The organism is Mesorhizobium sp. P3_A8 (assembly GCF_056402995.1).
Genome location: NZ_JBFUGI010000018.1, coordinates 44,395 through 59,703, shown reverse-complemented (window position 1 = coordinate 59,703; position 15,309 = coordinate 44,395). Strand labels below are relative to the sequence as shown.

Below are 15,309 nucleotides of genomic sequence, written 5' to 3'. Positions count from 1 at the left end.
GATGGGCAAAACAGTGTTGAGGATGGTTCATGGCCGAAGTGATTGACGGAAAGAGCGTTGCCGAGGATGTGGTGCGGACGGTCAAGACCCTGACCGCCGAGCTGGTCGCCAAGGGCAAGGCCAAGCCCGGTCTCGCCGTCGTCATCGTCGGCGAGGATCCCGCGAGCCAGGTCTATGTCGCCTCCAAGTCGCGCACCGCCAAGGAATGCGGCTTTCATTCGCTCCAGCACACGCTGCCGGCCGAGACCTCCGAGGAGGCGCTGCTCAAGATCATCGGCGACCTCAATGCCGATCCGGCGATCAACGGCATCCTGGTGCAGCTGCCGCTGCCCGCCCATATCGACGCCGGCAAGGTCATCCAGACCATCGCGCCTCAGAAGGATGTCGACGGCTTCCATTTCATCAATGTCGGCAAGCTCGGCACCGGCGAACTCGACACCGCCTTTGTTCCCTGCACGCCCGCCGGCTCGATGCTTCTGATCGAGCGCGTGCGCGGCAAGGACCTGTCCGGCCTCAACGCAGTCGTCGTCGGTCGTTCCAACATCGTCGGCAAGCCGATGGCCAATCTGCTGCTTGCCGCCAACTGCACGGTCACCATCGCCCACAGCCGCACCAGGGATCTGCCGGCGCTTGCCCGCACGGCCGACATTCTTGTTGCCGCCGTCGGCCGGCCGGAGATGATCAAGGGCGATTGGGTGAAGCCCGGCGCCACCGTCATCGATGTCGGCATCAACCGCATTCCCGCGCCTGAGAAGGGCGAGGGCAAATCGCGCCTCGTCGGCGACGTCGCCTATGCCGAGGCGGCCAAGGAAGCCGGCGCCATCACGCCGGTGCCTGGCGGTGTCGGGCCGATGACCATTGCCATGCTGATGGCCAATACGTTAGCTTCCGCCTACCTTGCGGCCGGATTGAAGCGGCCCTCCTTCTGAGCCCGGGTTGACCCTGAAAGCGCCAGTTTTGCCGAACCCCACCATTTCCCCGGAACGGCCGGTCACGAGTGATCCCGTTCAAGGTGGCCGGCAGTTCGCCTTCCTGCTGGTCGACAAGTTTTCCATGTTCTCGCTGGCCGCCGCCATCGACACCTTCCGTTCGGCGAACCGTCTGCTCGGCCGCGATTTCTACGGCTGGACCACGGTGTCTGCCGATGGCGATCCGGTGATGGCGTCCAACGGTCTGCCGCTCAAGATCGACTATGCCGTCGCCGACTTGCCGCCGGTCGACATCCTCTTCGTCTCGGTCGGCCTGACGACGGAATTCCCCGGCAAGAGCAAGGTTCTGGCGGCCCTTCGCAGCTGGGGCCGGCGCGGCAACGCGCTCGGCGCACTGTCGGTCGGCTCCTACCTGCTGGCCGAGGCCGGCCAGCTCGACGGCTACCGCTGCACCATCCATTGGGAAAACCGCGCCGGCTTCATGGAGCGCTTCCCTGACATCAACTGCACCGGCAATGTCTTCGAGATCGACCGCAAGCGCTACACCTGCGCCGGCGGCACCACCTCGATCGACCTGATGCTGGAGATCGTGCGCGGCGATTTCGGCTCGAACCTCGCCAATGGCGTCGCCAACCAATTCCAGCACGAGCGTATCCGTTCGGCTGGCGACCGCCAGCGCGTCGGGCCGGAACGCGACCTGACCGGCAAGTCGGAGAAGCTGAGGCGCATCGTCGAACTGATGGCCGACCATCTCGACGAGCCGCTGTCGGCGGTGCAACTTGCCAAATCGGCCGGCCTTTCGGTGCGCCAGGTGGAGCGCCTGTTCCTGCGCCACCTCAACGTCACGCCTGGCCGCTATTACATGCGGCTGCGGCTGGAGCGGGCGCGCGAATTGCTGCGCCAGACCAACATGCCGATCCTCGACGTGGCGATCGCGACCGGCTTCACCTCGCATTCCTATTTCGCCCAGAGCTACCGGCTGCAGTTTGGTCGGCCGCCTTCGGAAGAGCGCCGCACCACCTACTGAGCCGGACGCCGGTCTGGGCTCGGGACGCCCGCTGACCGGCACGAACGCTCTGTTCCCGCTCAGGGCGCCTGAACGAGATGGCTGCGCCCGGGCTTGTGTCCTGACGCGGCGTCAAATAGCTTCCCTGTGCGGACTAGGGGGCTAACTCAGGAGATTTCGATGGCGGTATTTGCGCGGGGCGTCGCTGCGGCGATCCTCCTGTTTTCCATGACGACGTTCGGCTTTGCCGCAAACAAGGTCATCATCATTCTCGACGCTTCCGGCTCGATGTGGGCGCAGATCGACGGCAAGCCCAAGCTCGAAATCGCCCGGGAGTCGCTGAGAACCGTGCTTCAATCGGTTCCCGCCGACGACGAGATCGGCTTCATGGCCTACGGCCATCGCGAAAAGGGCAGCTGCGATGACATCCAGCTGATCGTACCGCCCCAGGCGGGCTCGGCAAGCGCCATCACGGATGCCGCCGACAGTCTGAAATTCCTCGGCAAGACACCGCTGACGGCTGCCGTCAAGCAGGCGGCCGAAGCGCTGAAATACACCGAGGACAAGGCGACCGTCGTCCTCATCACCGACGGGCTCGAGACCTGCCGCGGCGACCCCTGTGCGCTTGGCAAGGAACTCGAGGCGTCCGGCGTCGACTTCACCGCCGACGTCGTCGGCTTCGGCCTGACCGCCGATGAAGGCAAGCAGATCGCCTGCCTCGCCGAAAACACCGGCGGTAAGTACATCCAGGCCTCCGACGAGAAGGCGCTGCAGGAAGCGCTGGTCGAAACCGTCGCAGCGCCGGCACCAGCCCCGGCTCCCGCGCCAGCACCCGAACCGGCGCCTGCTCCCGCGCCCGCCCCGAAAGCGGCCGAGGTCGACTACAATCTCATCCCGCAAGCATTCTTGAAAGAGGGCGGCGAAGCGCCGAAGATCGACGTCTACTATGAAGTCTTCAAGGACGATGCAAAGGGCGTCGGCGGAGACAATGTCAACTACGGTTACAACGCCATCAAGTTCCACGTTCCCGCTGGCAACTACATCGTCGTTGCCACCAGCGGCGGCGCCAAGGCCGAGCAGAAGGTCTCGCTGACGGCGGACAAAGCGACTGAGGTGGCGCTCAATCTGAACGCCGCGGAGCTCTCCATCCACGCCCGCCCGGCGCCCGGCGCCGATGTCGACCGCAACGCGCAGATCAGCATCGCCTATCCCGGCGGCACGTCCGACAGCAATTATGGCGAGGTCAAGTTCGTCGTTCCGGCCGGCGAGACCAAGGTCACCGTGAAGTTGGGGGCCGGCGAGGTGAGCGAGACCATGCAGCTTGTCGCCGGCCAGGTTGTCGACAAGGACATGATTGTCGGCGTCGGCAAGGCCAAGGCCAACGCCTTCTACACCCAGGGCGGGGAGAAGGCTGAAACCGATGTGGGTTGGAAGGTGTACAAGGCGGCCAAGAAACTCGACGGCACGCGCGATCAGGTGACCTACGCCTACGGCCCCGACAGCCAGTTCGATCTGCCTCCGGGCGACTATGTGATGGGCGTCGATGTGCAGGCCGTGTCCACTGAACAGCCTTTCAGTGTCACGGTCGGGCAGATGACCGATGTCAACGTGACGCTGAACGCGGGCGTCCTGGCGGTCGACGCGCCAGGCGCGGACGGCTTCAAGATCTTCGAGGCCAAGAAGAACATCCAGGGCGAGCGCAAGCAGGTGACCTACGCCTATGGAGAGAAGATGCAGACCACGCTGGCAGCGGGCGACTACGTGCTCGTGACCAATTTCACCACCGACAAGGCCGACAAGGAGACGCCCTTCACGGTCAAGGCCGGCGAGCGCAGTGAGCTCAAAGTCGAGTAGCACCCAGCCGGACAAGCAAAAGGGCGGCTCAAGGCCGCCCTTTTTTATTTGAAAATCCAGAAGACGATCAAGCCGTTCCGAAAGCGCTGGCGCCGTGGTCGGCGCGGCCGACCAACTGCCGGAACCCGGCGAAAAGCTCGCGGCCGAAGCCGAATTCATTGCCGATGAGATCGACTTCCGCGGTGCGGCGCAACGCGAACTCCGTCCCCGGCACCAGCACTTCCAGCGTGCCGGCATCGGCGTCGAGGCGGATGATGTCGCCGTCATGAATCCTGGCGATCGGCCCGTCCTCGACCGCTTCCGGCGTCACATGGATTGCCGCCGGCACCTTGCCGGAGGCGCCCGACATGCGCCCGTCGGTGACCAGCGCGACGCGCTGGCCGCGATCCTGCAGGATGCCGAGCACGGTCGTCAGCTTGTGCAGTTCCGGCATGCCGTTGGCCTTCGGACCCTGGAAGCGGATGACGGCGATGAAATCGCCGGTGAGCGTGCCCGCCTTGAACGCGTCGTTCAGGCCCTGCTGGCTGTCGAACACCTTGGCCGGCGCCTCGATGAGGCGCCGTTCCGGTTTGACGGCCGAGGTCTTGATGACGGCATGGCCGAGATTGCCAGCCAGCACCTTAAGGCCGCCCGTCGCCTGAAATGCCTTGTTGAACGGCGCCAGCACCTTTTCGTCGCCGCTTGCCTGCGGTGAAGCTTCGCGCACCACGGAGCCGTCGGCGCCGAGCTTTGCCTCGACCGCATAGGGCCGTAGGCCTTCGCCCCACACCGTCTGTACATCCTCGTGCAGGATGCCCTCATCGAGCAGTTCGCGGATCAGGAAGCCGAGCCCGCCGGCGGCATGGAAATGGTTCACGTCGGCAAGGCCGTTCGGGTAGACGCGCGCCAACAGCGGCACCGCTTCTGAGAGATCTGAGATATCCTGCCACGTAATGGCGATGCCGGCCGCCGCCGCCATGGCGATCAGATGGATGGTGTGGTTGGTCGAGCCGCCGGTGGCGTGAAGGCCGACGACGCCGTTGACGATCGAACGCTCGTCGATCATGCGCCCGACCGGCGTATAGGCATTGCCGAGCGCGGTGATCGCCAGCGCCCGCTTCGTCGCTTCGCGAGTCAGCGCCTCACGCAACGGCGTGCCGGGATTGACGAAGGAGGCGCCCGGCGTGTGCAGGCCCATGATCTCCATCAGCATCTGGTTGGAATTCGCCGTGCCGTAGAAGGTGCAGGTGCCCGGCCCATGATAGGATTTGGACTCGGCTTCCAGAAGTTCGGCACGACCCGCCTTGCCTTCGGCATAGAGCTGCCGGACCTTGGCCTTTTCGTCGTTGGGCAGGCCGGTCGTCATCGGTCCGGCCGGAATGAACACAGCCGGCAGATGGCCGAAGGTGAGCGCCGCGATCACCAGCCCGGGCACGATCTTGTCGCACACGCCGAGATAGACGGCGGCGTCGAACATGTTGTGCGACAGGCCGATCGCTGCCGACATGGCGATCACGTCGCGCGAAAACAGCGACAGTTCCATGCCGGGCTGGCCCTGCGTGACGCCATCGCACATCGCCGGCACGCCACCGGCCACCTGGGCGATGCCGCCGGCCTCGCGTGCGGCCTCCTTGATCAGGGCAGGGTAGGTTTCGAAGGGCTGATGCGCCGACAGCATGTCGTTGTAGGATGTGATGATGCCGAGATTGGGCACCTTGTCGGCGCCGAGCGCCAGCTTTTCCGAGGGGCTGCACACCGCAAAGCCATGAGCGAGGTTGCCGCAGGACAGCACCGACCGGTTGGCGGTCTGGTTCGATGCCTCGGCGATGCGGCCGAGATAGCGTTCACGCCCTGCCTTCGAGCGTTGGCGAATGCGCTCGGTGATGGCTTCGATGTCGCGTCTTGCGGTCATGGCGGTCGGTCCTTTCAGGTGAGGTCCCGGAAACATCCTCCCGCCGTTGCCGGGACCACGGTAAATCTATAAATCAGGGTGCCCAGAAAACCTCTACGGGCCTGCGGACAGCGTCGAGCACGGCGCGGATCGGCTTTCGCGGCCCGGGCGCGACCGCACCGTCAAAGGCGGTGCGCTTGTCCTCGCCCTCTATGTGCAGCGCGATGAAGCCGGCATCGACGATGCGCGCCAGCGTCAGGGTCAGCCGCGGTTCGCCAGCACTTGCCGCATGAACCGGCAGGATGATCCTGTCCGAGGCCGGGTCGAGCAGTTTTGCCAGATCGTCGGCATCGGGAAAGAACGAGGCGGTGTGGCCGTCCGGTCCCATGCCGAGCACCACGACATCGAGCGGCCAGGGCAAGGACCGCAATGCGGCATCATCGGATGCCGCCGCATCCTCGATGCCTGATGCCTCATGGTAGAGCGGCACGAAGCGTGCCGCCTTGGCCGCGTTCTGCAACAGATTTGCGGCAACCAGCCCGGCATTGGAGCGCGGCGAGGAGGCCGGCACGAAACGTTCGTCGACCAGCGTCACGATCACTCTGTCCCAGGCGATCGGTATCGCTGAAAGGGCGGCGAAGAATCTTGCCGGCGTGGTGCCGCCGGAGACGGCGAGCAGCCCCGTGCCGCGTTCGGCGATTGCCTTGGTCAGGCGGCCGGCGACATGGCCGGCAAGGGCGGCCGCCAACTCCTGGCGCCCGTCGAAGCCGTTCCAGTTGTAGCTGGCGCTGGTCAATTGCTCTCGTGCCATGTCCGCCCGTCACGTTCGATCAGCGCTATCGAGGCCGACGGCCCCCATGTGCCGGCCGTATAGCCCTGTGCTTCCTGCTTGGCGCCTTCCCAAGCGTTCTGGATCGGGTCGATCCATTTCCACGCCGCCTCGACCTCGTCACGGCGCATGAACAGCGTCTGGTTGCCGCGAATGACATCCATGATCAGCCGCTCATAGGCGTCGGGCGCGCGGCCGTCGAAGGATTGCGCGAAGCTCATGTCGAGCGAGATCTGCCGCAGCCGCATGCCGCCCGGGCCCGGATCCTTGATCATGATGAACTGCTTGACGCCTTCGTCCGGCTGCAACCGGATGACCAGCTGGTTGGCGAAGATCGGCCCGGCGCTGTCGCCGAAGATCGAATGCGGGATCGGCTTGAACTCGATGACGATTTCCGAAACCCTTGTCGCCAGCCGCTTGCCTGTCCTGAGGTAGAACGGAACGCCCGCCCAGCGCCATGTGCCGATCTCGGCCTTGATGGCGACAAAGGTCTCGGTGTTGCTGTCCTTGCCGAGCTCCTCGACATAGCCTTTCACCGGCCCGCCGGCCGAAGCGCCGGCGCGGTACTGGCCGCGCACGGTGTGCTTCGGCGCCTCGTTGCCGTTGATGCGCTTCAGCGCCCGCAGCACCTTCAGCTTCTCGTCGCGCACGGCGTCGGCGTCCATCGACGACGGTGCCTCCATGGCGACGAGGCAGAGCAGCTGCAGCATGTGGTTCTGCACCATGTCGCGCAGCGCGCCGGCCTTGTCGTAATAGGTGACGCGGTCTTCCAGGCCCACGGTCTCGGCGACCGTGATCTGCACGTGGTCGATATGGGCGGAGTTCCACAGCGGCTCGTAGAGCGCATTGGCAAAGCGCAGCGCCATCAGGTTCTGCACCGTCTCCTTGCCGAGATAGTGGTCGATGCGGAAGATCTGGCTTTCGTGGAAATCGTCGCCGACCAGATCGTTGAGCGCTCGCGCCGAGGCAAGGTCGCGGCCGATCGGCTTCTCAAGCACGATGCGCGAGTTCGGTGTGATCAGCTTGTGCTCTTTGAGCTTGTGCGAGATATCGCCGAACAGCGCCGGCGCCACGGCGAGGTAGAAGGCGCGGATGCTCTCGCTCTCGCCGATCGCCTTCTTGAGCTTGTCGAAGCCGGCGCCGGTCGTCGCATCGGCCGAGACGTAGGAAAGCCGCGCCAGGAAGGTCTTCAACTCCTTGGCGTCGATATCGGCCGGCTTGACGTGGTCTGAGATCGCCTGGCTGGCGAAGGCCTGGAATTCCTGGTCGCTCATCTTCGAGCGCGACGTGCCGATGATGCGTGTCGGCTCGGAGAATTGATGGTCGCGCTGGCGATAGTAGAGTGATGGCAGAAGCTTGCGTTCCGACAGGTCGCCGGTGCCGCCGAAAATGATGAAGTCGAAAGGGTCGACGGGGATGATCTGGCTGGTCATGGTCTGTCCGCTTTGACGCCGCTCGCGAGTACGCGGCTGATATATTCTAATCGATTTAAATTTTCCAGTGCCATGGTGTCACATCGAGGCCCAATCGCTGGATATTGATTGGGTCCACCTGTGCGCTTGACACTGGCGCTTGCCGGAGGCTTGTCGGTGAACGAAGACTCCGGAAGCTTTCGCAGTTGCAGCATAGAACGTGAATGTGACGAAAGCTAAGGGAGAAATGGCGCGTTGTCTGTCGTGGCATGAGCCACGGCGGCCAGCCGCCTTGTTGGTTCCGGGAAGACATCAATGAGCGGGAAAAGCATGCGTCTGGAAAACAAGGTCGCCATCATCACCGGTGCGGCATCCGGGTTCGGCGAAGGCATGGCCAAGCGTTTTGCCGAAGAGGGCGCCAGGGTGGTTGTCGCCGATCTCAACGCCAAGGGCGCCGAGCGTGTCGCGAATGAAATCGGTGAGGCGGCGATCTGGACGCAGACGGATGTTTCGCTGCGCTCCGAATTCGACGAGATGGTCTATGCCGCAAAAAGCGCCTTCGGCCGTATCGACATCATGGTCAACAATGCCGGTTTCACCCATCGCAACGGCGACATGCTGAAGGTCGACGAGGAGACTTTCGACCTGATCACCGCGATCAACATGAAGGCGATCTATCATTCGGCCCTTGCCGTGGTGCCGATCATGGAGCGGCAAGGCGGCGGCGTCATCCTGACCACTGCCTCCACCGCCGGGCTCAGGCCACGGCCCGGCCTCACCTGGTACAACGCCTCGAAAGGCTGGGCGATCACCGCCACGAAGTCGATGGCGGTGGAACTCGCGCCGAAGAACATCCGCGTCAACTGCCTCTGCCCGGTCGCCGGCGAAACCGGCATGCTGGAGAAATTCATGGGCGCCGACACGCCCGAGATTCGCGAGACATTCCGCGCCTCGATCCCGCTCGGCCGGCTTTCGACGCCGCTCGATATCGCCAATGCAGCACTCTGGCTGGCATCGGATGAAGCCGCCTTCATCACCGGCGTGGCGCTGGAAGTCGACGGCGGCCGCTGCATCTGAGCTGATCGGCGCTACGCATGGCTGTCGTTTGACTTGATCATCCACGAGAAGGCATAAGCTGCGGGGCTTGGGAAATCTGGCGGCGCAATGAATGCGAAACTGCGGAAAATTCGCGAAAGCCTGAGGCAGCGCCTCATGGCTTACAGGGCAAAGCGCGCCCGCTCGAAAAGCAAAGCGACCTTCATCGGCATAACCGGTAGCTCCGGCAAATCGACCGTCACGGCGCTGCTTGGGCACATATTGGCCGGCCATGACCCGGTTCATGTTCAACTTCTTTTCCATTCGCTGGAGATGTTGTCGAGGATGCTTTCGCGCCGGATCGGCGGCGTAAACTACGTCGTCGTTGAGGTGTCAGCGTCGGCGGTCAATTCCATCAAGCCGTTAGCGGAAATGTTGCGGCCGCATGTCGCTGTCGTCACAATGGTCCGGCTTGAGCATGTCTCCAGTTTCAGAACCTTGGAGAATGTCGCTGACGAAAAAGGCGCGCTCGTCGAGGCTCTGGAGCCGGGCGGCTTCGCCGTCCTCAATGCCGATGATCCCAATGTGCTGGCGATGGCACCGGGCAAGGGGCAACGCTTCGTCACATTCGGCGAGTCAGTATCGGCCGACTACCGTGTCACCGAGGTCAGTGCGGGGTACCCTCGCATGCTCAGCTTCAAGTTACACTGGCGCGGTGGCACGCTCGACCTCAAAACTCCATTCCCAGGCGAGCATTTCTGGCTGCCGACGGTCGCCGCTGCGGCCACGGCCCTCGAACTTGGAGTGCCTTCGCAAACCGTCAAGGACAGGATCGAAACGTTTGAGCCCGTGGAAAACCGGTGCCAGGTGATCATCCCCGAGGGCGGGCCGCACTTCATCGTCGACTCCGTCAAGGCGCCTTGGCATTCGCTACCCCTTGCCTTGAGTATGATGGCGAAATCCACCTTTAACAAAAAGCGGATCGTGCTTGGCCAGCTGTCGGACTTTACCGATTCGAACGCAAAGTATGCCCGCGCCTATAAAAGCGTGCGTGAGATCGCGAACCAGGTGATTTATGTCGGCGAGCATGCGCATCGCTCAAAGGCCAGCCAGGCCGATCGCGACACTGGCCGCTTCGTCGAATTGCGCACGCCGAAAGAGGTCTCGGATCACATCAGGCGGACAGCAGTACCGGGCGAATTGATCCTGTTGAAGAGTTCTTCCAATCTTCATCTGGAACGTGTCCCGCTTGCCTGGACTCACGATGTTCGATGCTGGGTTCCGGTATGCGGCAAAACCGAAGGATGCCAGCAGTGCGGCCTCTATGAAGTCCCCTTCGAACAACATCGGGAGTTTGTAAGGCAACGCAAATCGGCGCGCCGCCTGCAACGTTTCCGGCGGCTCTTCAGCCGATGAGTTCTGTATCGAACAGGTTGCGGAAAAGCCTCAGGCGCCGGGCTTGATGTAGCTCTTGTAGATCCAGCCGTGCTTGCCGTTGTAGACGATCTCGCACCACTGCTTGCAGCCCATCAGTTGCACTGAAGTCCGGGCAGGCACTGTACCGATGGGGGTAGCCCCTTTCTTCGGGGCACTGCGCATGGTCACAGCCCTGAGGATACGGCCGCTGCCCGCTGCCGCAACCTTTCGCGGCTTCGCTTTGGCATTGTCGTCTTGTGCATTTGCGGGTTTTTGTTCCGGTGCTTGCGGCTGCACCTCGGGGATGGCCGCGGTCTGCGCGCCATCCGGCTTGCTGCCTGCCACGGGCGCCGGGGCGGCAACCTTGGCAAGTTCGGTGGTGGCATCGGTATCGGTCGCCGATTGTGCGAATGCCGCCGTGGTAGCCGGTTTGTCCGGCGCCTGGTTGGCCACTTGGCCGGGGGCTGCTGCTTGATCGGCATCAGGGGCCGCGGAAGCGGTCTTCGGCTGCGCCCCGGTCCAGCGAGGGTCATTGGCCGCGAGCGCTTGTATGTTTGCTTTCGCTGCCGCCACGGTCGGTGAAACCTGGTCGGACTTGCGGGCCGGCTGCGGCACGGTCGCCGCGGCCACCGTGGTTCCGGCAGGGACGATCTTCATTGTCTTCACTGGAATGGTCGGAATGCTTTGTTCCTGGCTGGCGGCGGCCTGGCGCTCGCTCGTTGGCAATGCCAGCCAGAGCGCCACCGCGGCCACGCCGAGCAGCGCGGCGGTGCCGACCGCGGCAATCACCAGATGCGAGTTCGAACGGACTTCCTGCCAGAAGGACGGCCGCATGTCGTATCCAAACTGCATGGCAAAGCGCCGACGTTCCGGCGCACCGAAACTGAAGGGCTCTCTCACTCTTGCCACCTCCATAAGCGGGCCGGTGTTCTTTCGATCGCTGCCGGAAGTCCGGCGTCTGATCGGCATCGGTCCCAAAATCAACGCGGACAAGCCCGCAGCAATCCCCGAATAATCGCCCAGAAGCGGGAACCTTTCGCCCGCGATTGTGGCATCAGTACGCCGTAACAAGGGATTCTGCACCTTTGACGGGATTTCCGCAATGTGCCGCTAGGGCAACAAATGTTACAATGAATATTACAATATTACATGAGATCGTGATGGCGATCTGATCCGACCTGAGGCGCGTCGTGTTGAAACGGATTCAGGCGGCGCGCTTCATGCCTTGTTTTCATGCATGTCGTTCTCCCAAACCGGGAGCCATTTTTGGGCGACATGCACTAGATTCTGTCCCGTAGCGCGAACCAGTTCAGTGCCAGGAAAAGCAGCGGCGTGCGAAAGCGTCGACCGCCGGGGAAGGGCGGAATTTTCAGGTCCTCGATCAGCTTCAGCCTGTCGCGATTGCCGGCAACGGTCTCGGCATAGAGCTTGCCGAAGAAGTTCGACAGCATGACGCCATGGCCGGAATAGCCGCCGGCCGAGATCACATTGGGCATCACTTCGCGCACGAAGGGTTTTCTCGGCACGGTGATGCCGACATAGCCGCCCCAGCCATGGGTGATCTCGACATCCTTCAATGCCGGATAGAGTTCCACGATCTGGCGGCGGATATGGATGTGGATGTCCTTGGGGTCATTGACGCCATAAACCTCGCGTCCGCCGAACAGCAACCGGCCGTCCCTCGACTTGCGGAAATAGCGCACGACGAAGCGGGAATCATCGACGGCCTCGCCGCCGGGTAGCACTTTTGAATCTGTCCCCAAAGGCACCGTCGCACCGATGAACGAGCCGATCGGCATGATGTGCGCCGCACTCACCGGCTCGAGCGTACCACCATAGGCATTGACCGCGATCAGGCACTTTTGGGCCGTCACCGTACCTCTTGGCGTCGAAACCTTGACTTTGCCGCCTGCTGAAATGATGCCCGTCGATGGCGTCCCTTCGAACAGCTGGGCACCGGCCTGCGCCGCCACCCGCGCCGTGCCGATCACCAGCTTCATGGGATGGATGTGGCCGGTGCCGGTGTCGCGCGTGCCGCCGAAATAGGCGGTCGAACCCAATCGCTCCGCCGTCTCCTTCGCGTCCATGAAGGAGATGTGCGGATAGGAAAAACGGCTGGCCATGATCTCGGCATGGGCCTTGTAGTCGTCGACATAGCGCGGCTTGTGCGCGACCGAAAGTTGGCCCGGCATATAGTCGATATCGATCTGGTTGATGGCGGCGAATTCGATGAGATGCGCCTTCGCCTCCTCAGCGAGATCGAACAGCGCCTTGGCGCGGGACAGACCGTATTCCGCTTCCAGGTCCTCGGCCCAGGCGCGCTGGCCGGTGCCAAGTTGCCCGCCATTGCGCCCGGAAGCGCCGTCGCCGAAACGGTACGCCTCGATCAGAACGACATTCGTTCCAGCCTTGGCCAGATGCGTCGCCGCCGACAGACCGGTGAAGCCGCCACCAATGATGACAACGTCGCAAGACCGATCGCCGTCAAGCGCCGGGTACTCAGGTCTTGGCCCGGCCGTATCCTCATACCAGGAACGGCCGGGAGAAATGGGAGATTGGTAGGGCATGACGGGCGAAGACTCGAGGGAGTTTTGGAAGGGGTAGAAGAAGTAGAGAATAGGGAAGAACCAATATTGTTTCTATTCGCTATTCGCCTCTTCAAACGTTGAGCAACAAATATTCCCGCTCCCACGGACTGATCACTTCCATGAATGTCTCGAATTCCGCCCGCTTGATCGCCGCATAGGTGGCAGCGAAGGACTTGCCCAGCAGCGCGCAGAGTTCCTCGTCGCCCTCGAACAGGTCGACGGCTTCGAGCAGGCTGCGCGGCAGGTCGATCTCGTGCGCATTGGCGGTCGTCAGCACCGGAGGCTCGGCCTTGAGCTTGTTGGTGATGCCGATCAATCCGCAGGCAAGCGAGGCCGCCAGCGCCAGATAGGGATTGGCGTCGGAGGACGGGATGCGGTTTTCGACGCGCCGCGCCGCGGGATCCGAACGCGGCACGCGGAACGCCGTGGTGCGGTTATCATAGCCCCACTTGTTGTTGACCGGAGCCGAGGCCGCCTGTGTCAGCCGGCGGTAGGAATTGACGTAGGGCGCGAACATCACCAGCGCGTTCGGCACATGCTTCTGCATGCCGCCGATGAAATGGAAGAACTCCTCGGTCTCCGAGCCGTCCTCGGCCGAGAATATGTTCCTGCCTGTTTTCTTGTCGACGATCGACTGATGGATATGCATGGCCGAACCCGGCTGGCCCTGGATCGGCTTGGCCATGAAGGTCGCGTAGATTTCGTGCTTCAGCGCCGCCTCGCGGATGGTCCGCTTGAACATGAACACCTGGTCGGCGAGTTCGATCGGGTCGCCATGGCGCAGATTGATCTCGAGCTGGCCGGCGCCCTCTTCATGGATGAGCGTGTCGATCTCCAGGCCCTGGCTTTCGGAGAAATGGTAGATGTCGTCGATCAGCTCGTCGAATTCGTTGACGCCGGCGATCGAATAGCCGGCGCCGCCGCCGATTGCGCGCCCCGAGCGGCCGACGGGCGGGGTGAGCGGATAGTCGGGGTCCGGGTTCTTGCGCACCAAGTAGAATTCGATCTCGGGTGCCACCACCGGCTTCAGTCCAAGCTTGTCATAGGCGGCAAGCACGCGCTTCAACACATTGCGCGGCGTGAATTCGACCGAGCGGCCATCCTGGTGGACGAGGTCGCAAATGACCGCGGCCGTGGGGTCTTCTTCCCAGGGCACCACCGTCAGCGTCGACAAATCCGGCATCAGCTTGAGGTCGCCGTCGTCTTCCGGATAGTGGAAGCCATTGCCGTCTTCGGGGTAGCCGCCGGAAATCGTCGTCATGAAGACGGCCGAAGGCAGTGCCAGCGAGGTGTTGGAGGTGAATTTCTTCGACGGCATCATCTTGCCGCGCGCCACGCCGGCCTGATCAGGCGTAATGCATTCGATGTCCTCGATGCCGCGCCATTGCAGCCATTCGCTGACTTCCTTCCAGTTCTTCACACCGCGCAGGTTTTTCACGAAGGCAGGCGTGCGCGCCCGTCCTCCGCGGCTCGACGGACGGACTTCCTTTTTTGCAGGCGGCATCATTCACCAGATTGGGTTGCGGATTTCGGAGTATAGCCGTTCGCCGCTGTGGAAGGGAAGGGGAGCCGCTGCCGGCATTTGCCGCCGAGGTTGAAAATCGCGCCGGTCGGCTTAGGTTCGGGCGGCTCCCAACCGGAAGATATCGATGCGAAACAACAACGAACTGACGACCATCGGCTTCGATGCCGACGACACGCTGTGGCAGAACGAACAGTTCTTCCGCATGACGGAGAAGCGCTTCGCTGCCATGCTTGCCGACCATCGCGAGGAGAAACAGATTTCGGCGCGACTGCTCGAGGCCGAACGGCGCAACCTTGCCGTATATGGCTTCGGCATCAAGGGATTTACCTTGTCGATGATCGAAACAGCCATCGAGGTCACAGACGGGCGGGTGCCGGCCTCGGTCATAGCGGAGATTCTCGACGCCGGCCGCGAGATGCTGAGCCATCCGATCGAGGTCCTGCCGCATGTGCGTGAGACGGTGGAAAAGCTCGCTGGCGCATACCGCCTTGTGCTGATCACCAAGGGCGACCTCTTCGACCAGGAGCGCAAGCTGGCCGGCTCCGGCCTTGGCGACCTGTTCGATGCGGTCGAGATCGTCAGCGACAAGAATGCCGCGACCTATGCCAGGCTCTTCAGCCGCCACGGTGACGGTCCGGCAAAGAGCATGATGGTCGGCAATTCGCTGAAGTCGGACGTGGTGCCGGCCATCGAAGCCGGTGGCTGGGGTGTCCATGTGCCGCACGAGCTGACCTGGGTGCTCGAGCATGTCGAGGCGCCGGTCGCGGAACCGCGGTTCCGCCAGATATCCGATCTCGGGCAATTGCCCGAACTGGTGCAAAACATCGCCAGGCTAGATTGATCGT

12 protein-coding genes are annotated in these 15,309 nt (G+C 62.9%); 6 read left to right on the top strand and 6 right to left on the bottom strand.

The window, feature by feature from the left end:
• Positions 1-29 precede the first annotated feature (29 nt).
• From folD to AC1DX4_RS31340, 3 genes are all read left to right on the top strand, one after another.
• Positions 30-929: a bifunctional methylenetetrahydrofolate dehydrogenase/methenyltetrahydrofolate cyclohydrolase FolD gene (gene folD / locus AC1DX4_RS31350; protein ID WP_477224001.1), complete on the top strand. Its 900-nt coding sequence runs from the start codon at positions 30-32 to the stop codon at positions 927-929.
• Positions 930-957: 28 nt separating this feature from the next.
• Complete coding sequence (locus AC1DX4_RS31345) at positions 958-1,956, top strand: GlxA family transcriptional regulator (protein ID WP_032938715.1); 999 nt, start codon at positions 958-960, stop codon at positions 1,954-1,956.
• 159 nt (positions 1,957-2,115) lie between these two features.
• The gene (locus AC1DX4_RS31340) at positions 2,116-3,789 is read left to right on the top strand and encodes a vWA domain-containing protein (protein ID WP_477224000.1); all 1,674 of its coding nucleotides are present in this window, start codon (positions 2,116-2,118) and stop codon (positions 3,787-3,789) included.
• Positions 3,790-3,856: 67 nt separating this feature from the next.
• Here the strand turns inward: AC1DX4_RS31340 and edd are convergent, their stop codons facing one another.
• The 3 genes from edd to zwf form a co-directional block, all read right to left on the bottom strand.
• Positions 3,857-5,680 carry a phosphogluconate dehydratase gene (gene edd / locus AC1DX4_RS31335; RefSeq protein ID WP_477223999.1) on the bottom strand — a complete coding sequence of 608 codons (1,824 nt, stop codon included), beginning with the start codon at positions 5,678-5,680 and terminating at the stop codon, positions 3,857-3,859.
• 73 nt (positions 5,681-5,753) lie between these two features.
• Positions 5,754-6,470: a 6-phosphogluconolactonase gene (pgl, locus tag AC1DX4_RS31330; RefSeq protein WP_477223998.1), complete on the bottom strand. Its 717-nt coding sequence runs from the start codon at positions 6,468-6,470 to the stop codon at positions 5,754-5,756.
• Positions 6,452-7,921: a glucose-6-phosphate dehydrogenase gene (gene zwf, locus AC1DX4_RS31325; protein WP_027045183.1), complete on the bottom strand. Its 1,470-nt coding sequence runs from the start codon at positions 7,919-7,921 to the stop codon at positions 6,452-6,454. Before zwf ends, pgl begins: the two co-directional genes overlap by 19 nt.
• 309 nt (positions 7,922-8,230) lie before the next feature.
• Here zwf and AC1DX4_RS31320 point away from each other — a divergent pair, with 309 nt between their 5' ends.
• Both AC1DX4_RS31320 and AC1DX4_RS31315 read left to right on the top strand, forming a co-directional pair.
• Complete coding sequence (locus AC1DX4_RS31320; protein ID WP_477224043.1) at positions 8,231-8,977, top strand: SDR family oxidoreductase; 747 nt, start codon at positions 8,231-8,233, stop codon at positions 8,975-8,977.
• Between the two features lie 87 nt (positions 8,978-9,064).
• Positions 9,065-10,351 (top strand): Mur ligase family protein, encoded by a 1,287-nt coding sequence (locus AC1DX4_RS31315; RefSeq protein WP_477223997.1) that lies wholly within the window; start codon positions 9,065-9,067, stop codon positions 10,349-10,351.
• Positions 10,352-10,381: 30 nt separating this feature from the next.
• Here AC1DX4_RS31315 and AC1DX4_RS31310 read toward each other — a convergent pair whose 3' ends face one another.
• From AC1DX4_RS31310 to AC1DX4_RS31300, 3 genes are all read right to left on the bottom strand, one after another.
• Entirely contained in the window at positions 10,382-11,251 is an 870-nt protein-coding gene (locus tag AC1DX4_RS31310) for an SH3 domain-containing protein (RefSeq protein WP_477224042.1), read from the bottom strand.
• Between the two features lie 380 nt (positions 11,252-11,631).
• Entirely contained in the window at positions 11,632-12,918 is a 1,287-nt protein-coding gene (locus AC1DX4_RS31305; protein WP_477223996.1) for an NAD(P)/FAD-dependent oxidoreductase, read from the bottom strand.
• Positions 12,919-13,009: 91 nt separating this feature from the next.
• Positions 13,010-14,446, bottom strand: a complete 1,437-nt coding sequence (locus AC1DX4_RS31300) for a glutamine synthetase family protein (RefSeq protein ID WP_477223995.1) — start codon at positions 14,444-14,446, stop codon at positions 13,010-13,012.
• A gap of 142 nt (positions 14,447-14,588) precedes the next feature.
• Between AC1DX4_RS31300 and AC1DX4_RS31295 the strand changes: the two genes are divergently transcribed.
• Entirely contained in the window at positions 14,589-15,305 is a 717-nt protein-coding gene (locus tag AC1DX4_RS31295) for an HAD family hydrolase (protein ID WP_477223994.1), read from the top strand.
• Positions 15,306-15,309: the final 4 nt, after the last annotated feature.